Genomic DNA, 19,546 nt, shown 5'->3' on the forward strand with positions numbered 1-19,546 from the left:
AGTGAGTTGCTCAAGCGATATACCTAATCTGATCATGTAGAGCGGAATGGAAACATTTTCAGACTGGCATTTAACAAGATATGAATTTCTCTCAAAAGATCTTCACTGCTATAACTACCTTTCTGAAGAATTTGCTCCACATAGCCGCGCAATTGCATCCATTCTGTGGGGGTTAATTCCGCCGCCGTAATTACGATAATTGGGATATTTGCCCACTGGTCGGATTTTTGAAGGTCATGGATTAACTCAAAACCACTTTTTTGAGGCAGGACTAAATCAAGCAGAATCAGTCTAGGCGGGGATTGCTGAATCAGTTGCAACGCTACCTGACCATCGGCCGCCTCTTGAACTATCCAACCCTGTCTCCGTAATAATCCGCGTAACATTTGTCGGATGATCGGATCATCTTCAACGACTAAAATATGATTAGCCAGGGGCAGCATATCCCGCTTGGGGTCGGGCGTATATTTGCCCAGGAGGGTAGCCAGACGCTTCCCGTCAAAAGGTTTTGTCAAATAGTCCGATGCACCTAAAGCAAACCCTCGATTTTTGTTGCTGATGAACGATAACACGATCACTGGAATCTCAGCTAGATTCGGATCGGCTTTTAATGTTGATAATACCGCCCAACCGTCCATTTTAGGCAAAATTATATCTAAAATCACGGCATCGGGACGCCATTCTCGAACGCGCTGAAGTCCTTCTTCCCCGGTTGCTGCGGTTTGTACCTGCATTCCGGCTCGAATTAGCGATCGCTCGATCAAATTGCGGGTATCGGGATCATCATCAATCACTAAGATCGTTGCCGATGAGTTATTAACTGTCAAGGTGGATTCAACCCTGATGGGCTCAATTTCGTTCAAGAGTTCCCCGGGGTCGGACTCGGGATTTAAACCCTGATTTTCCAAATCTGGTAAGAGGCAGGGAACCAATAGGGGAAGGTAGACGGTAAACGTGGAACCCTTGGACTGTTCACTATTGACACTAATATAGCCTTGCATCATTTGACAAAAGCGCTGACTGATCGTGAGTCCTAATCCCGTTCCCCCATAACGGCGAGTGGTGGAGGCGTCGCCCTGGGTAAAGGGTTGAAACAGTTGTTTTTGTTGTTCGGGAGTAATCCCAATCCCGGTATCTCTGACTTGAAAGGCAATGTAGTCGGATTCGGGATCGACGGTTAAATTCTGGGGGTGAATTTCTCCCCAGGGCAGGGTTTGGGCTAGACAAATATCGAGGGTAATTTGGCCTTCTGATGTGAATTTAGCCGCATTACTAATCAGGTTCAATAAGACCTGTCGAACTTTAGTTAAATCCGCCAGCATGGTGGTGGGGGTATTGGGATTATAGTGAATCTCCAATGTATTGTGATTTTTATCCACCAGGGGTTGAGCCGTGGCTACCACACTTTCAATTAACATCGGAATCTCAAAGGTTTCCAAATATAAATCCATGCGCCCCGCTTCAATTTTAGAAATATCTAAAATATCATTAATCAGAGATAATAAGTTCCGTCCAGCCGTGCGAATCCGTTCTAAATCAGGAACAATATCTTCATAACCCGAGTCTCCCGCTTCATCTGCCAAAATCTCACTATAGCCAATAATCGCATTTAAAGGAGTTCTGAGTTCATGGCTCATATTGGCTAAAAAGCTACTTTTAGCTCGGTTGGCGGCAACGGCGGCTTCCTTGGCTTGTTTCAGGGCTTCTGCGGCTTGTTTACTTTCGGTAATATCTTCAATTGTGCCTTCAAAACAGAGGAGTTGTCCGGTGTGATCCCGAACCGCCCGGGCATTTTCTGAGATCCAAATGATACTTTTATCTTGGCGATAAACTTGGGATTCAAACCCCGAAACTGAATTATGGGCTTGAATCGCTGCGATAAATTCGGCTCGACGGTGGGGATTTACATACAATTGATGACCGATATGGGTGATGGTCTGTAATAAATCATCGGGGGAATTATAGCCTAAAATCCTGGCTAATGCCGGGTTAGCACTGAGGTATTTTCCTTCGGGAGTGGTTTGACAAATTCCCTCGGCGGCATTTTCAAAAATACTGCGATATTTAGCTTCGGTTTTTCTTAAAAATTCTTCCGTTTGTTTGCGTTCAATGGCATTAGAAAACATTTCTCCCACCATTTTCAAAAGGGCAATATTATCCGATGACCAAGTATAACTAGAATAGATGGAATCAAACCGCAAAAAACCCACAAGGGAGCGACGACAGACTAAAGGGATTAGAATAATCGATTGAATTGCAGGAGAAGTATCGGTTTCACAATAGGAGGATAATCCTAAACTTTGATGAAGTTGTCGTAAATATTCTAAATCCTTCAATGCTTCTGAGGGTAAATCTTGAACAGCTAAATAAATATTTTCATAGCGGTTTAGTTGTTTTTCCAACCAAGGAAGATCACAGAGATAGAGTTTTGAGGGTAATATTTTCTTTAATAAATCAGTTAATCTGGAGTTTTCTGGTGCGCCCAGATTGAGACTTTTGATCGCCAACCACTGATAAATCGAATTCATCTGGATTTCCTGATCGGCGAATAAATATAAATAGCTTTGTTCTACCCCAATAAATACACTAATTCGTTCTAAAGCTTGTTGAATACCATTTTCAATCCCATCGGTGGTTAAACTAATAAAATGAGTCGATAAATGGGTAATTAATTGTTCAAATTCTACTCGATATTGTAGGGCTTTTTCCACTCGTTTGCGTTGGGTAATATCTCGAAAACTCCAGACTCGGCCCACTAATTTTTCTCCCATTTGGGAAGGATGGGAATATAGCTCAAAAATCCTGCCATCTTTGAACTCTACGACATCATAAGTTGGTATTTGCGGTTCAGAAGAAAGCTGCATTACCGTTTTCAGAAATCGAGGTGGATCTTTCAATTGTCTTAACACAAAGGCTAAGGCAGATTGATCATGGGGAGGTTTGAATAGGCTAGTGGGAACTTGCCACATTTCCACGAATTTCTGATTAAAATTTAAGATTTTACCCGTGCGATCCACGGCCAAAATTCCCGCATCGGTGGAATCAAAAGTGGCGCGCAGGAGGGAGAGCGATCGTTCAGCTTCTAACTGGGCTTGTTTGCGTTCGGTAATGTCTAAAAATACTAAGACGGCTCCGATAAAAGTGTTTTGTTCTAAAATCGGAGTTAATACATAGGAAACGGGTAAAATACTACCATCGGCACAGAGAAATTGATCATCACTGGATTTGATCGGTTCCAGGAGTGATGTCAACTCTCCGGGGTTAGGGGCGGATTCGGTCAGCCGTTGAAACCTATCTAGGGATAATCGAGATCGCTCTCCAATCCACTCTAAAACCGGGTTTCCTACCAATTCGACTTCCGACCATCCTAGGAGCCTTTCCGCCTCGGGATTCATCGATAACAAACGGCCCTGGGGATTTAAGATACATAACCCCGCCCCCAGGGAACTAATCACCGATTTAGCTCGATTCCGTTCGTTTTGTAAACGGGCTTCTGATTCTTGAGTTTGTTGGTTATATAACTCCAACATTTCCCGGGAAGATAGGGTGAGCGATCGCGCGATTAAATTTCGTTCCCGATCGGCTTCATTGTAGCTGTGGTTAACCACTTCCAGAAATTCTTGCCATGTAGCGATATCAACCGGAGGAGTTTGTCGATCAAGACCCAGGCGTTTGAGTTGGCGTTGGAGCGCGTAGTGCATAGAATCTCAGGGTTGAAGAATTCGGGATGCGGTCATAGGAACAGGACTTACGGGGATTTGAACCCATAACTCGGGGTAATTCATGAATTACCCCAACTCTCTATCTCTATGGCGATGATGCTTAAGTCCTGGGGAAAACAGAGCTAGGGCGGCTAGTTTTCCGAATATTTTTTTGGGGCAACGGATCTAGTTTAGCCTCTGGAATTGGGAAGTTATCAAAATTGAAAAATTAGTTGCCTTGGGGCGACGATACCCCATCACCGGGGGCAGAACTTTCCTCTTGTTGTTCGGCGATTAATTTGGGTTGTAGATACAGATTTTCAACTAATGCCGCCACTCCCGCAAACCAAGGGGGTACAATTAAGGCCCCCAAAATTCCCATAACCTGTACTCCGCCCAAGACGGATAAAAGCTGATATAGGGGGTGAATTCCAACGGAAGAACCGACTAACAAAGGATCGAGAATGTAGGTTTCAATATTTTGAATAATTCCATACAATAATAACACCCAAACCACTAAAAATCCCCCCTTTGCTACAGCTACAATTAAGGCAGGAATTGCCCCTAAGATGGGGCCCAAAAAGGGAATTAAATTAGTGACTCCAGCGATCGCTCCTAAACCAATGGCAAAGTCTTTTAATCCTAAAAATCCTAATACCGTTGTGGTGGCAATCCCCAAAATTGCCGAGACTAAAATTCGGCCGCGAATATAACCTCCCATCCGTTGACTAATCGGATTTACTTGGGCGGCTAATCGTTGATTCCAAGGATAGGGGAAAAATTGAATTAAACTATGAATTAGGGTTTTACTATCAGCCACCATATAACCGGAAATAAATAGGGCTAAAATTAAACTGGCAACCGCGCCTAAAATTCCTCGGGTAATTCCATAAGACCGTAAAATTAATTGTTGACTCGAACGAATTACCCAACTGGTTAAGGATTGAGTATCGATTAATTGTTCAATAAAAGCGGAGGTATCCCCTCCTAATCCACCCGCTAGATCCGTTGTAATTTCAATAATTTTTTCGACAAAAATTGGAGATTGACTAACTAATAAGGTGATTTGATCCACCACAGCCGGCCCAATGACTAATCCAAATCCGGTTAATCCGGCAATTAAGGTTAAATAGACTAAAATAACAGCTAACCATCGCGGAATCTGTTTGGTTTGCGCCCAATTTACAATCGGAACAATGGAGGCTGCTAAAACCACAGAAATCATTAATAGAACGATTAAACTCCGTAGTTGCCAGAGCAGAATAAGTAAGAATACTGATGCTAAAATCAGAAGTAGACTAGAGAGGGAAAATGAAATACGTCGTTCAGATTTCATAGGATGACTGTGAGTTAGTCTCTGGGGTTGATCCTGATCGAAAACTATGTTTTAATTCTATTCATTGACTTGATTTAGTTTAATCATTAAGGGAACATTCGTCAAGAGAAATTATTCATTAAAAAGAGGGGGAATAGTCCATATTCATAATTCGTAATTCGTAATTCATAATTACCTAGTTTATATTTAAGGAAAAAAATATCTATGAAAATTCGTATTGAAGGTTGGCGTTTTATTCCCCATACTTATAGTATCACTAATCAATTCCAACTGTTAGAACTGTTGAAGCGATCGCAATTAGAAATAACCCATCAAGATATTCCGGGTTTAAAACCCCAGTGGAAACATTTAAACGGATTATTTCCAACGGAATTAGAAACCCAGTTACAACAAATTCCTCAAGCTATTAATTCCCCGGTTGATCTGACCATTCGTATCTCCCAACCCTTTAATTTTAAAGCCTCTAACAGTCAAAAAACCCTGGTCTATGCCACCGCACCCTGGGGAATTTTAATTGATTCTTCCGCCCAACTGAAACCCCTATTTCACTTAAAAAATCAAATTATTAATCCCGATCTTACTATTATTACACCCTCCCAATGGTCACGGGAAGGACTAATCCGTAGTGGTCTAAATCCTGAACAAATAAAGGTGATTCCTTGGGGTGTTGATCCCACAATTTATTATCCCTTAGATGAAACCGAAAGAAATCGACTCAGAAAACAATGGGGATGGGAAGATTATTTTATATTTTTTCATGTCGGAAGTTTACAGGATCAAGATGGAATTAAACCTATTTTAAGAGCTTTTGCTAATATTATAGAACGATATCCCCAAGCTCGATTAGTCTTAAAAGGATCGGATTTTTTTTATGACTCTAATCAATGGTTAACCCGTGCCAGTCGGGAGGTTTTAACCGAAGAAGAAGTGATTAAAGTAAAACAGAAAGTTGCCTATTTTAATCAAACCCTATCCTGTACATCCCTAGCCCAACTCTACCAAATTTCTGATGCTTATTTAGCGGTGGATATTGCTACAGCATTTAATTTATCCGTATTAGAAGCAGCAGCATCGGGATTACCGATCATTTATACCCCAGGAGGGGCCACAGAAGAAATTATTAATCCAGAGTTTAGCTTGAAAATAGAGACTCGATTTAAAACCAAAGTTATTCAAAATCAAAGTCGATTTTTCTTGCATCCCAACTGGGAACATCTGACAGAATTAATGGCACAAGTGATTAATAATTCTCCCTGGCGAGAACAGGCGAGAAAAACGGCTCCTCCATGGGTTAATCAACATTATACCTGGAAACATACCGTGGATCAACTCTTAGAAGTTTGTCAAGAAACCTCACCCCGCTCCTGGGCAAATCCTGTTAGTAAAGATTCTGTTTCTTTATCCTCTCCCCACAGCATTATTGTGGAAGGATGGCGAGATATTCCCCATTCCTATTCTTTTATTAACAGTTATCAACTGTTGGAAATGATCAAATATCCTGCGTTAAAAGTTTTTCATAAAGATATTCAATATGTTACCTCAGATTGGAAACCGAGCAAACATTTATTAAGTGTCGAAGCCGAAGATTTATTAGACCGTATTCCGGCTCCTCAAACCGATCAACAAGCCGATGTTACCCTGCGGGTTTATTGTCCCTTTAATTTAACTACTGATTCTAATAGTAAAAAAACCGCCATTTTTGGCTGTACAGAATGGGGAATTGTACCCCGTTCTATTGTTAATGGGATGAAAATTGAATGTTTTAGAGAAGCCCATCGTAATTCTGATACCTTGATTATTACCTCCTCCCATTGGTCGCGGGAAGGATTTATTCGCAGTGGCGCTGTTCCAGAACGAGTAGTCGTTATTCCTTTAGGAATTGATCCTAATATTTATCATCCTTTACCGGAAGAAAAACGACAGGAACTCAGGACAAGATTAGGCTGGAATGATTGTTTTATTTTCCTAAATATTGGCGTAATGTGGAATGAACGTCAGGGAATTGATCGAATTTTAAAAGCCTTTGCTCAGATTACAGAAAAATATCCCCATGCTCGATTAGTTTTAAAAGGTAGAGATGCTATTTTTCCTTCTAAAGACTATCTAAAACAGGCTACACAAGACACATTAAACGAGACAGAAATACAACGGATTTCCTCTCGAATGGTCTATATTGGTAAGAATTTATCCTCCCGAGAAATGGCACAATTATATCAAGCCGCCGATGCCTATGTCTCTCCCTATGCTGCTGAAGGTTTTAATCTTCCGGTATTAGAAGCGATCGCCTCGGGTATTCCCGTTATCTGCACCGATGGGGGGCCAACGGATGATTTTACAGATGACACATTAGTCTATAAAATTAGAAGTAAGTTCGAGCAAATAACCTTAAATACAGGGGAAACTCGATTCTTTTTAGAACCCGACCAGGAACATTTATTACAGTTAATGGAAATGGTGATTCAAAAAGAAACCCTTTATCAATCCTTACAAACAATTGGGCCTGATTTTGTCTCAAAAAAATTCACCTGGAAAATTGTGGTTGAGCAGTTATTAAAGGTTTTATTCCATCAGCTTTAATTTTGAAATTTTAAGCAAAAATTTTTTTGAGATTTCCAGGTAGAAACTTTGTCATCGTAGGAATAATACGATACACTGAAAATTATAAGTTTGAGTTTTTGACGTTTTTGGTAGTACCCCTATGGAATCGGCCGCGACACCTAAGACAGAATTAATCATCGATGACCCCAAGCGGGGAATGCCTGTTACCATTATTACCGGGTTCCTGGGAAGTGGAAAAACCACCCTGCTGAATCATATTTTATCGAATCAACAGGGAATCAAAACCGCCGTCCTGGTGAATGAATTTGGTGAAATTGGTATTGATAATGAATTGATTGTCAGTACCGATGAAGATAATACGATGGTTGAGTTGAGTAATGGTTGCGTTTGTTGCACCATTAATGAAGATTTAGTTAATGCGGTTTATAAGGTTTTAGAACGTCCTGAAAAAGTGGATTACATGGTGGTAGAAACCACCGGACTCGCCGATCCGCTTCCGGTCGCTCTGACTTTTTTAAGTACAGAATTACGCGATATGACTCGTTTAGATTCTATTGTCACCTTGGTTGATTGTGCTAACTTTAGTTTGGATTTGTTCAATAGCCAAGCCGCTAATAGTCAGATTGTCTATGGGGATATTATTGTTTTAAATAAAACCGATTTAGTCGATGAAGCGGAGGTGGATTTATTAGAAGTTAGAATTCGGGATATGAAAAAAGATGCCCGAATTTTACGCACCCAAAACTCTCAAGTTTCCTTACCTTTAATTCTGAGTGTGGGATTATTTCAATCTGATCAATATTTTGATGATCAATCCCATGAACACGACCATCATGAGCACAAACATGAGCACGACCATGACCATGAAGATCATGTCTGTGATGACCATTGCGACGACGATCATGACCATGAGCATCACCACCATCATGATCATTCTAATCACTTAGAAAATGATGGTTTTACCTCCCTTTCTTTCCAAAGTGATCAACCCCTTTCTTTGAGAAAATTTCAATACTTTTTAGATAACCAACTTCCCGCGAGTGTATTTCGCGCTAAAGGAATTTTATGGTTTGATGAAAGTCCCAAACGCCATATTTTTCATCTAAGCGGAAAACGGTTTTCTATTGATGATGATGAGTGGAAAACTGAACCCAAAACCCAATTAGTTTTAATTGGTCAAGAGTTAGATCATGAAACCCTGCGATCGCAACTCAATCATTGTTTATGTCTTCCCTCTACCAGTCGAGGAAAAGGCTTTGGCAAATAGTAACAGTTAATAGTTGACAGTTAAGATTTACAGTTAACAAAGAAATGGTTAACCCTAAGTCTTAACTGATAACTGATGACTGATAACTGATAACTGATGACTGATATGCGGGTAATTGTTCAACGAGTTAATGCTTCTCAAGTTACTATCGAGGGTGAAATTATCGGTCAAATTGGGCGAGGACTTAACCTATTAGTGGGAATTTCTCAAACAGATACCGAAATAGAAATTAACTGGATGGTGCGAAAATGTTTAGAATTAAGATTATTTTCCGATCCCCAAACCAACACCGGAAAGTGGGAAAAATCCATCCAAGAAATTCAGGGTGAATTATTAGTGGTAAGTCAATTTACTCTGTATGGAGACTGTCGCAAGGGTCGGCGTCCGTCCTTTGATCGTTCAGCAGCGCCAGAAAGGGCTGAAAAGCTTTATCAACACTTTGTTGAACAATTGCGCTTGAGTGATTTAAAAGTAGAAACGGGGAAATTTGGCGCCATGATGGAAGTTTTGATCGAAAATGATGGCCCGGTGACGTTAATCTTAGAAAAAGAAGCAACTTCTTAGTTATTTCTATTATAAAGTATTTAGAAAAATGACTATTGCGATTGATTTTGGAACCAGTAATACAGTGATTTCCCGTTGGAATTTGGCGACAGAAAAACCCGAAACTTTAAAACTGGCTGATTTATCCCAAATTTCCAGCCAAAATCCGCCCCTAATTCCGAGTTTAGTGTATCTACAAAATGGGATTCAACCCGAAATTTTATTGGGTCAGCAAGTACGGGATGGAGGATATGATATTAGTAACGATCCTCGATTTTTTAGGAATTTTAAACGGGGAATTGGGAGTAATATTCAGGGATTTTTGCCAGAAATTGATGGTCAGATTATTAGCTTTGAACGAGTAGGAGAGTTATTTTTAATTGGAATTGTGAATGCTATTCGTCAAATCCCAATAGAGGTTGATTCCTTAGTCTTTACGGTTCCCGTTGATAGCTTTGAATCCTATCGTCATTGGTTAGGAAAAGTTGCTGAATCCCTGAATGTAGAACAGGTAAAACTATTAGATGAACCAACGGCGGCGGCTCTAGGGTATGGATTAGCCGATCGGGAGCTTTTACTGGTAATTGATTTAGGCGGAGGAACCTTAGATCTCTCCCTAGTTCGTTTAGAAGCTAATAGTAATAAAAAACCGTTAGGATTTATTTTAAAATGGGGGCAAAAATCCTTTGCAGAATCATCAGGACAACGGGTACAAACAGCTAGGGTTTTAGCCAAAGCAGGACAAAATTTAGGCGGTTCTGATATTGATTATTGGTTATTGGATTATTTTGCTAAAACCCAAGGTTTACCCAAAACAGCCCTAACAACTCGTTTAGCTGAACGCTTGAAAATTAAATTATCTTTACAAACCCAAGCAACGGAAGTTTATTTCGATGACCAAACCTTAGAAACCTATGAATTGACCTTAACCCGTAATCAATTTGAAAGTATTCTGAGCCGGGCTAATTTTTTTGAAACCTTAGATGATTCTATTGGTAAAGTATTCCAACAAGCTCGCCGTCAAGGAATTGAAATTTCTGATATTAATGCTGTTTTATTAGTGGGAGGAAGTGCCCAAATTCCATCGGTACAAACTTGGATTCAGCAGTATTTTGATAGTGCTAAAATTCGCTGTGAAAAACCTTTTGAGGCAATTTCCCATGGAGCTTTACAACTAAATCAAGGGACAAAAATAGAAGATTTTTTATATCATAGTTATGGGGTTCGCTATTGGAATCGTCAGGATAATTGCCATAGTTGGCATTCAATTATAAGATCAGGTCAACCCTATCCGATCACCACACCCATAGAATTATTGTTGGGTGCATCTTTAGAAAATCAACCTAGTATTGAGTTGATTTTAGGAGAATTGGGGGATGAGACTGGAGGAACAGAGGTTTATTTTGATGGCGATCGCTTAGTCACTCGTCGGTTAGATCAAAGCCAAATTGTTCAATCTTTGAATGATACTCCAGGCGGTCGAACTATTGCTCAATTAACCCCCCCTGGAAACCCGGGAAGTGATCGGATTAAGGTGTTATTTCAAGTGGATGAAAAACGATTGTTACGAATTACGGTTGAAGACTTATTAACCGATAAACTGCTTTTAGATAATCAAGTTGTTGTCCAGTTAAGTTAAAGGGAAATACCAGATTAATCATGTTAAAAGTTTACCTTGATTTTGAGAGAGAAAAGTATGCGATCGCGAGCAATTCGAGAAGGTTCCGTTGGGTTATTAGTCTTGTTAGGATTAGGTTTGCTTGGGGCTGTAATTTTATGGCTGAAAAATATTAGCTTAGGAAGTCGTAGTTATACAATTATTGCAGAATTTCCAGACGTCTCTGCCTTACAAATCGGAACCGTGGTAAGATATCGAGGGGTTAAGGTTGGTCGAGTGATTCAACTTCAAGCCTCCTTAAATTCCGTTGATGCCATTTTAGAAATTACACCCAGTAGTTTTATTATTCCTCGGAATGTCATCATCCAATCTAACCAAATTGGTCTATTAAATGAAGGATATATTGATATTATTCCCAAAGGAAATTTTTCCCTAACCCTGGAAAATGCTGATCCTCTGAGTCCCGATTGTCCTGAAGTAATTTTGTGTAATAATACACGAATTTCTGGAGAAATTGGGATTGATGTGATGAAACTGATTGGGAGTTTATATCAATTTTCAGAAATCTATGGCAATCCCGAACTGTTTGCCAACTTAAATACCGCAGCTAAAACCAGTGCAAGTGCTGCTCAAGAAGCGGTAAAATTGAGTGGAGAAATATCAAATTTTTTGGCGGTTACTCAGTCAGAAATTGAACAATTAAATACATCAGTAGGAACAGGAATTGGCGGATTAAATCAATCAGTTAGTCAAGGAGTTAATGCTTTAACTTCAGAAATGACTAATCTTTCAACTTTTGTTCAAAGAGATACAAAAGAAGTTGCTCAAGCTACGGTTAATTCTGCCAATTCCGTCAGTCAGGCGGCGAATCAAGTCAGTGCTCTTAGTAATCAATTTAGTGGATTATTAGCCAATAATCGCTCCAGTTTAGTTTCCACTTTAGAAAATATCAATCAAACCACCAAGGAATTGAGTGTTTTAGTTGGAACTCTCACCCCGATCATGACTCAGTTACAACAGGCTAATATTATTGAAAACCTGGAAGCCGCCTCAGTCAATGCCGAAGCCGCCTCAGCAAGCCTCAGAGATTTATCAAAAGCAGTGAGTGATCCTGAAAATTTATCCCTAATTCAAGAAACTTTAAATTCTAGCCGGAATACCTTACAAACCCTGGAAAAAATTAGTGCGGATTTGAACCAATTAACCGGGGATGAACAATTGCAAAATAGCATCAAAAACTTAATTAATGGTTTAGGGAGATTATTTAACTCAACCCAACGTTTAGAACGACAAAGATCAATGTCTGAAAAATTAGAACCCGTGGCCGAAGCAGTTGAAAAAACCCAGGTTACACTCTCCAATCTCAAACAGCAAGGTTTTGCCGCCAATGAAAAAGTATATCAACTGATGAATTCTGCCACAGGTTATTCGATTAATCAAAATCAAAAATTTGTTTTTCACCGCCAATTTAGCCAGGAATAGCGGTAAAAACTGGGGTCAAGTTGGTTTTAGCCAGTTTGTGTTATTCTAACCACGAAGGAACCTTGGGGTTAATCAGTCAATTTCATACCCATCCGAATCAGAGTCCGATTAAGCCAGCAGGATTTGGAAAAATTGGGCCTAAAGCCCCATCCTTCTAGGACAGCTTTATATTAGAATGTAGACAAAGCATTGCATTACAATATGGCGAGTTTAAGCTATTCGTTGTGCGGCACCATCGAAACTGGTGAAACTACCCCAAGATTAAGATTAATTTGATGGCAACTCTCAATCACTCAACCGTTCGTAGACTCAAAAATTTACCTCAAATTCCCAGTGTGTGGGAAGGAGATCGGCGTCCAATGGCGACCGATACCCGTTCTAATATCGACACAGATTCTGAAGCGGCGGGCGAATGTATTATCTGGGTAGATGGTTCTCAGGGGATGGTGCGAGCAATGGATATGGTTGCACCCGATATGGGGCCAGAAGCAATTGTTCGGACGTTACTCCGAGCCATTGAACATCCCCAAAGTCCGGCGCCCGTAGCCCGTCCCCAAAAAATAGTGGTCAAAGATCGGGAAATTCAATTTTTCCTGCGGGGGATTCTCCAAGATTTAGAAATAGTCATTGAATATGTCCCGGATTTACCTCTGATTGATGAAATTTTTCGGGGGTTACAGGAAGTGGCCCAAAGTCGTCCTCCCCAACTCCCGGCCCAATATGCGAAAGTTGTGACGGAAAAAGCCTATCAAATTTGGCAAGATGCTCCTTGGGAACATTTAGGAGATCATCAGATTATTTCGGTTGAATTAAATCTATTTGGAATTAATACTTTATATATTTCCACCCTGGGGAAACTGGGGATGGATTATGGGGTATTGTTATATCGTTCTTTGGACTCATTAAGAAGGTTTCGAGAAAGAATTGTTCGCAATAAATCCTATGAAAATTTAGAGGAAGCATTTTTAACTCAAGATTGTTTATTTGTCACCTTTGATCGCACCGATGGTTTTGATGAGGATGAGGATGAAGATGATGATGATTTTGTCAGTATCGCCAGTTTATCAACCTCAGAAATTGAACCGAATTTTGGCAATCTTCACCCCTTAGAAGGGTTACGTTCAATTTTGTATGATGAAGAAGCGGCGATTGTTTTAATTGCCTTGGAAGCCCTGCATCGCTTTTTACGGGATCATCGTCAAAAACTAGCTAAATATCAATTCCCCAGTCTTAACCGTAAGTATCGAATTCCCCTTGATTTACCCGATGGGGAGAAAAAACAAGTGTCGGTGAAGGTAGAAACTTTACCCGATATTGCCGATGAGTTGGCGTCAATGGTAGCAGACGATGACTCGGATGATGATGACGAAATGGAAGTTGATGTTCCTCGGTTACGCGATGATTTAGTCCCGCCCAAGTCTTTCTTGAGTTTGGGGGTTATCCCTTGGGAAACGACTAAATATTTGCGGAGTAATACCCAATTTCATCAAGCCGCAGAAACAGAAATTGCAGAGGGCGGGGACGGTTTACCCGTGGTTGTGATTCAAACAACTAAACCGAAAGCCGAGATATTAATTCGTAGTTTACAAGAAGCTGGAGGACTCGAAGGAATTTGTTTTAATCCGGGGGAAGATCCGACCCGTGGCTGCAATTATGACCTGGGAATTCTGAAAACAGAAGATGGAGATTTGCATTTATTTGGAGAGTTTGTAGAAGATGATCCGGTTCATCAAGAAGCACGAAAAAAATGGGAACAGCGCTGTAAAAAAACCAAGGGTTGGTGTGGTTTAATTATTGCGATGGGATTAACGGGAGCTTCCCGGGGTCAACCGCAATTTAAGGATATGATGGCGTTATTAGAAGTGCGTTTTATTCCTTCGGAAGATTTAGATTTAGGGCGATTACAGTTAATTCCAGTAGAGTTTTAAAATTCCCCATAACTCGTTATTCAAGGGCTGTTTTATTTTAGCTTTTTTATTAAAATGAAACGGCCCTACTTTTTGGCTTTGCCGAGAATTGATCGAGTTAAAAAACGCCTGAAATTATGATAACGGATTTAAACAGGCTGTAGTCATTCTAACTTGACTTAATTTGGCATTTCCCTTAATATCAGTGACAATACATTTCGCCCTGTATTCAAGAATTTCCAATCATCACCCCAATAAATAAAGCCATGTCTGAAGCCGATGTCCCCACTCCTGAATCGTTGGATCAGCCTACTGAAGCCTGTTTATCCCCAGATCCTCCCCCATCGCAGGAATCCGTGAGTCCCGATGCGACCAGGGATCAGGAGTGGGAAACGGTCAACTTTCCCAACGCGATCCCCCTGGAGGAATTATTGACCCAGTTCGTAACTGAGTTAGAACAAGCAGAAACCCAGTCCAAACCAGAGGAGTCGGTGATTCCAGAGGAGATATTCGTTCAGGGTTCCCAGGGGAATGAAATGGCCAGTGCTTCCCTGATGTCAGTGGAAGGAGAAGGGGAAGAAAATCCGGTAAAAGTGGTGCAAATTCTCCATGAATGTAACCGAGACTTAATTAATCGAGTCACTGAATTAGAAGCAGAATTAGATGAAAGTCGGCAAAATCAACAGGATCAACAGACACAATTATTACAACATAACCAAGAATTAGGGGCGACCCAAGATCAAGTTAAACGACTGTTTAAAAAGTTAGAAATTGCTAATCAAGTTATTCGACAACAACAGGTTTTAGTCGAAACCTTAACCCAACAATGGGAAGTAACCCAAACTCGACTGGCCCAAATGGAACGGGATACGGCCTTAACTCAACAGCGCTATAATGAACAGTTCCATGAGTTAGTTCAATTTCAAAATAGTAATCGAGAATTGCGATCGCGGCTACATCGTCAACAGCGCCAAACCCTTCAATTTAAAGTCGCTTTAGAACGATGTTTAGAAAATAAAATCTCACTTGAAACCGGAAAACAAACCCTAGAAACCCTATCAATTAGGGAAGAACAATCCCCCTCGCCATCGTCTGCTTTTCTAACCCCAAAAGCACCTCCTGTGCAACCTTGGTCAGATGCTTTAAATCCCCATCATAACCCGCTCAATTTGATTGAGGATGGGGTCACTTCCTCGACGGATTCTGATTCCATATCTTCAGAATTAGGGCAGGATTTACATCTATCTAAAGGCTTAGAATCCTTGAGATCCCATCCCAATTCCGATCCCGGTTTTCCCCTCCCCATAGAGTTAACAGTTTCCGGCGATCAGATTCCAGTAGAAGAATTGCCTCAACCTCGATTTTTAGAAGGAGAATTAGAACGGATTCGCCTAGAATATGCCTCTTTTATTTCAGAAGATGCGGATCTATTTTCACTCAAACCAATATCCGAAGATCCAACCATTGAACCCCCATCCACAAAATCAATGGGGGGACAATCCTTTAATTTAAGTGGCGGAAAATCTCAAATGGCGAGTGCTGTAGCTGTACAAGAACCTGATCAGAAAGAAAATAGCACTAATTGGCCAGCCCCCCTAGTTTATCCTCAACGGCGTAAAAAATTAGAGTCTTTAGCATCTATTGATTTACCCTCTTTTCCGAAAGAAAATCCTTTTTTAACCGAGGAGTTTTAACTTAATAAACCTAAGCAGAAGCACCGCAAGATTTAGAGAATTATTTGGAAATTCTACCGACGGCTCAAGATGCTGCTATAATTCGGCAAATACTGGCTCAAATGAGCCAGAATATCTAACAGTTTGAGAAGTCTCTATCTAAAGGAACCTAAATAGGGGTAAAACAGACTTATAGTATGGGACAACAACAGAACTGTATTAATCAATTTAACTTGTGAGGAATGAACAAATGAATTCAAATTCAGGGCGTTGGTTGCGGGGCATTCGTAACCCCTATCAATTTTTTACTCAGGGTCTATCTAAATATATATCCCTAGGGTTAGCAATAGTATTGGGATTAACAATTAGTTTGGGAATATTCGCCCAACCGTCCCCGGCTATTGATGAATTAAGATTAATCTATGGCCCAGCAAATATATCCTTAGCCACTGCTGATTTACAAACCTTTGCTCAAACGGGAGAACAGTCTAATCAACTGCGTTCTATGATTACCTTAGCGAAACTGACTCCCGCTCAGGTTGAACAATTCCAGAAAGCACTGAATTTCTCCCTAGAAATTCCTAATAATATTGTTAATGATCTGCTAGATTCCACCTATGGCAGATTATTGGTAGGAGCTTTTAATCAATTTGTTTCTACGGGAAGCACGGTTGATCTAGCGGTTGATAAAGTGATTACCGCTTTACGCGAATCCTCCCGTGATGGTCAACTTTCAATCTTGGAATTGCTCCTAAGCTACCGAGGAGTTACCGCAATTACCGTTAATGTTCAAGATCTGATCAATCTCTACAATGATGTTTCGGGTCTAGGAGATCAAGCGATCGCTTTCCTCAAAGCTCAACCGGCTGTTCAAATGCGGCTTTGCAAATAATTGAACCTTTAATTTTTTAAACAGTAACAAAGGGGTTTTGACTATGAAGTTAAAAACCCCTTTTTATTTTAAGGCCCTAAGTAATTACGAATTACGAATTACGAATGGGTAATAACTGATGACTGATAACTGATTAAAGCCTTTCTGCTACTTGTTTTAAGCGTCTTAATTGAGCTTCCATATCCGCTTTAGTGAGAGCGGCTGCAAATAGATTAAAACCGAATTTAATCAGAGGATTGGGGATTTCAAATTCAAATCGATTTAAAAGTGTAGTTCCTGCGGCTTCTGGTATACACTCCCAGCGATCGCATCCTTTAAAATAGCCTTCAAATCCCCAAACAATTAATCCGGGTTCCCGTTCCAAAACCACCGTTTTCAAAGTCGGTTGGAATAGCGGAATTTGAATAACAAATCGACATCGCCCACCCACATTTGTATCCCAGTTATCAATTGGTTCACAGCGTAACATCGGATTCAACCATTGGTGCATCAGTTCCAAATCTGTAAAACAGCGTTCCACCACCGTGGAATTGGCGGAAATTAAAATAGATTGTTCAAAAACTTGACGATATGGCATTATAACCTTCAAGCTATAGGCAGATTAATTTCATGAAAAACATGAAAGAGTCTTAGTATAAACGAGGGGCGCATCAAAAAACAAAAAAAACCTTAAATTTTAGCGGTTTTTTCTGCCATTTTAACCAGACTTAAGATGCACTCTCGTTCAAACCAGACCGCACGAGTATCAAAACATCGAATAAGTTACTGGAACGATTATGAATGGAATCGATCAATTAATACCCTTTTGGGGAAAGGACTTATCCTCCCTATCCCCCCTTTATTTTGCCCAGGATAACCCCTTAGCCTTCCCCACCAATATCAATGACCTAAAGTTAGGTCAAGCCTCCGTGGTGGATATTGCCTTAGCTTGTGCCATTCTACTGGTTGGTTATCTAATTGCCTTATTTGCTCAATCTTTAGTTAAAAGCTTGTTTAAAAAAACAGGCTTAGACAACCAAATTGCCGATTGGGTTTCAGGTTCAACAAGACCAGAAGACAAACTTCCGGTAGAATCTTGGGCGGGAACCGTCGCCTTCTGGATTATTTTTATCTTTGCGGTGGTTGCGTTTCTGGATAAGCTTCAGTTGACCGCAGCATCCACACCCCTAACCAATTTACTCAACCAAGTCACCAGTTATTTACCCCGAATTTTTGGGGCGACGATTTTAATTGCGGCGGCTTGGATTTTAGCCACTATTGCCCGAACTTTATTGATTCGATTGTTCCGAACACTTCGTCTTGATGAACGCTTAAATCAACAAGTTAATGATAATCAGGTTGTCTCTCCCGACCAATTTTCCCTAAGTGAAACCCTAGGGAATGCCCTGTATTGGTTTGTGGTGCTGTTATTTTTACCAGCAATTCTGAGTACCCTTCAGCTACAAGGATTATTAGAGCCTGTCCAAAATATGCTCTATCAAATCCTGGCAGTTCTGCCGAATATTGTGGCCGCATTAGTAATTGCGGGTGCAGGTTGGCTGGTAGCTCAAGTGGTGAGTCGAATTGTTACTAACCTCTTAGCCGCGGTAGGAATTGATCAATTTGGAACTCGTTTCGGCTTAAATCAGGTCGCAGGGAATCAAAAAGCATCTTCCATTATTGGATTGATTGTTTATGTTTTAATTTTGATCCCCACTGCGATTTCTGCCTTAGAAGCCCTGCAAGTTACCGCAATTTCCGACCCAGCAATTTTAATGCTGACGGAAATTTTTAACGTCTTACCCCAACTGTTTTTAGCAATTTTAGTTTTAATTGCTGCCTATTTTATTGGCCGTTTTATCGCCAATTTGGTCACGAATATTTTGACCAGTGTGGGGTTTGATAATGTGTTTCGCTGGTTGGGGATTCATACTCCCGAATCTCCTATTGTTAACGAGTACACTCCCACGGAAACCCCGGATACTAACGAGTATACAGTTCCTCCCGTTTCTGCCCCATTAACCCAACGGACTCCTTCTGAGTTAATCGGAATTGTGGTGTTGGTCGGTATTATGTTGTTTGCGGCGGTTACGGCAACGGATATTTTGGGGTTAGCTGCCTTAACTTTAATTATCAATCAAATCATTGTGATCGCGGGTCAAGTTTTGATTGGCGTGATTGTGTTTGCAATTGGGTTGTATTTTGCCAATTTAGCCCACGATTTAATTGTAAGTTCTGGGACTCGTCAATCGAGTCTGTTAGCCCAGGCGGCTCGTATTGCCATTATTATCTTTGTCGGTGCCATGGCCCTACAACAAATGGGAATTGCCAGTGATATTGTCAATTTAGCTTTTGGTTTGTTGTTAGGAGCCGTGGCGGTGGCAATCGCCATTGCTTTCGGTTTAGGTGGACGAGATGTGGCGGGGGAACAACTTCGCAATTTCCTATCTAAATTCCGCAACGATTAATTAGGGTTAAATCTAGTCCCAGGGTTCTGCCTGAAACTAGATTTAAGTTTGATAGGACTTACCCAGAAACCGGGTTTCTGAACGAGAAATCCAGATTTCATCCGCAAAATCAGGGCCAGAA

The 19,546-nt window shown here is 40.7% G+C and carries 12 protein-coding genes; 9 read left to right on the forward strand and 3 right to left on the reverse strand.

The annotated features are described in order from the left end of the window. Positions 1-32: 32 nt before the first annotated feature. Together PL9631_RS07145 and PL9631_RS07150 are read right to left on the reverse strand one after the other, a co-directional pair. Positions 33-3,701, reverse strand: a complete 3,669-nt coding sequence (locus PL9631_RS07145) for a response regulator (RefSeq protein WP_083618465.1) — start codon at positions 3,699-3,701, stop codon at positions 33-35. Between the two features lie 229 nt (positions 3,702-3,930). Continuing rightward, on the reverse strand, positions 3,931-5,037 hold the full coding sequence (locus PL9631_RS07150) for an AI-2E family transporter (RefSeq protein ID WP_083618467.1): 1,107 nt from the start codon (positions 5,035-5,037) through the stop codon (positions 3,931-3,933). A 204-nt stretch (positions 5,038-5,241) separates the two neighbouring features. On the opposite strand from PL9631_RS07150, the gene PL9631_RS07155 reads away from it, so the two are divergent. The 8 genes from PL9631_RS07155 (at position 5,242) to PL9631_RS07190 (ending at position 16,978) form a co-directional block, all read left to right on the forward strand. Next, positions 5,242-7,614: a glycosyltransferase family 4 protein gene (locus PL9631_RS07155; protein ID WP_083618469.1), complete on the forward strand. Its 2,373-nt coding sequence runs from the start codon at positions 5,242-5,244 to the stop codon at positions 7,612-7,614. A 121-nt stretch (positions 7,615-7,735) separates the two neighbouring features. Continuing rightward, entirely contained in the window at positions 7,736-8,863 is a 1,128-nt protein-coding gene (locus PL9631_RS07160) for a CobW family GTP-binding protein (protein ID WP_083618471.1), read from the forward strand. A gap of 105 nt (positions 8,864-8,968) precedes the next feature. Beyond that, positions 8,969-9,427: a D-aminoacyl-tRNA deacylase gene (gene dtd / locus PL9631_RS07165; protein ID WP_083618877.1), complete on the forward strand. Its 459-nt coding sequence runs from the start codon at positions 8,969-8,971 to the stop codon at positions 9,425-9,427. Positions 9,428-9,455: 28 nt separating this feature from the next. Further along, positions 9,456-11,045: an Hsp70 family protein gene (locus PL9631_RS07170; RefSeq protein WP_083618472.1), complete on the forward strand. Its 1,590-nt coding sequence runs from the start codon at positions 9,456-9,458 to the stop codon at positions 11,043-11,045. A gap of 57 nt (positions 11,046-11,102) precedes the next feature. Continuing rightward, positions 11,103-12,506, forward strand: a complete 1,404-nt coding sequence (locus PL9631_RS07175) for an MlaD family protein (RefSeq protein ID WP_083618474.1) — start codon at positions 11,103-11,105, stop codon at positions 12,504-12,506. 275 nt (positions 12,507-12,781) lie between these two features. Further along, complete coding sequence (locus PL9631_RS07180; RefSeq protein WP_083618476.1) at positions 12,782-14,434, forward strand: DUF6930 domain-containing protein; 1,653 nt, start codon at positions 12,782-12,784, stop codon at positions 14,432-14,434. Between the two features lie 245 nt (positions 14,435-14,679). Beyond that, the gene (locus PL9631_RS07185; RefSeq protein WP_083618479.1) at positions 14,680-16,107 is read left to right on the forward strand and encodes a hypothetical protein; all 1,428 of its coding nucleotides are present in this window, start codon (positions 14,680-14,682) and stop codon (positions 16,105-16,107) included. Between the two features lie 229 nt (positions 16,108-16,336). Beyond that, entirely contained in the window at positions 16,337-16,978 is a 642-nt protein-coding gene (locus PL9631_RS07190; RefSeq protein ID WP_083618481.1) for an alpha/beta hydrolase, read from the forward strand. A gap of 133 nt (positions 16,979-17,111) precedes the next feature. On the opposite strand, the gene PL9631_RS07195 is transcribed toward PL9631_RS07190, so the two are convergent. After that, positions 17,112-17,555 carry an SRPBCC family protein gene (locus PL9631_RS07195; protein WP_083618483.1) on the reverse strand — a complete coding sequence of 148 codons (444 nt, stop codon included), beginning with the start codon at positions 17,553-17,555 and terminating at the stop codon, positions 17,112-17,114. Positions 17,556-17,754: 199 nt separating this feature from the next. Here PL9631_RS07195 and PL9631_RS07200 point away from each other — a divergent pair, with 199 nt between their 5' ends. Continuing rightward, the gene (locus tag PL9631_RS07200; RefSeq protein ID WP_083618485.1) at positions 17,755-19,425 is read left to right on the forward strand and encodes a mechanosensitive ion channel; all 1,671 of its coding nucleotides are present in this window, start codon (positions 17,755-17,757) and stop codon (positions 19,423-19,425) included. The last annotated feature ends 121 nt before the right edge of the window (positions 19,426-19,546 follow it).

Source organism: Planktothrix paucivesiculata PCC 9631 (assembly GCF_900009265.2).
GTDB classification, from domain to species: Bacteria; Cyanobacteriota; Cyanobacteriia; order Cyanobacteriales; family Microcoleaceae; genus Planktothrix; species Planktothrix paucivesiculata.

Coding starts and splice junctions, on each gene's coding strand:
- PL9631_RS07145 (WP_083618465.1), bottom strand. CDS start 3,701: ATGCACTACGCGCTCCAACGCCAACTCAAACGCCTGGGTCTTGATCGA.
- PL9631_RS07150 (WP_083618467.1), bottom strand. CDS start 5,037: ATGAAATCTGAACGACGTATTTCATTTTCCCTCTCTAGTCTACTTCTG.
- PL9631_RS07155 (WP_083618469.1), top strand. CDS start 5,242: ATGAAAATTCGTATTGAAGGTTGGCGTTTTATTCCCCATACTTATAGT.
- PL9631_RS07160 (WP_083618471.1), top strand. CDS start 7,736: ATGGAATCGGCCGCGACACCTAAGACAGAATTAATCATCGATGACCCC.
- dtd (WP_083618877.1), top strand. CDS start 8,969: ATGCGGGTAATTGTTCAACGAGTTAATGCTTCTCAAGTTACTATCGAG.
- PL9631_RS07170 (WP_083618472.1), top strand. CDS start 9,456: ATGACTATTGCGATTGATTTTGGAACCAGTAATACAGTGATTTCCCGT.
- PL9631_RS07175 (WP_083618474.1), top strand. CDS start 11,103: ATGCGATCGCGAGCAATTCGAGAAGGTTCCGTTGGGTTATTAGTCTTG.
- PL9631_RS07180 (WP_083618476.1), top strand. CDS start 12,782: ATGGCAACTCTCAATCACTCAACCGTTCGTAGACTCAAAAATTTACCT.
- PL9631_RS07185 (WP_083618479.1), top strand. CDS start 14,680: ATGTCTGAAGCCGATGTCCCCACTCCTGAATCGTTGGATCAGCCTACT.
- PL9631_RS07190 (WP_083618481.1), top strand. CDS start 16,337: ATGAATTCAAATTCAGGGCGTTGGTTGCGGGGCATTCGTAACCCCTAT.
- PL9631_RS07195 (WP_083618483.1), bottom strand. CDS start 17,555: ATGCCATATCGTCAAGTTTTTGAACAATCTATTTTAATTTCCGCCAAT.
- PL9631_RS07200 (WP_083618485.1), top strand. CDS start 17,755: ATGAATGGAATCGATCAATTAATACCCTTTTGGGGAAAGGACTTATCC.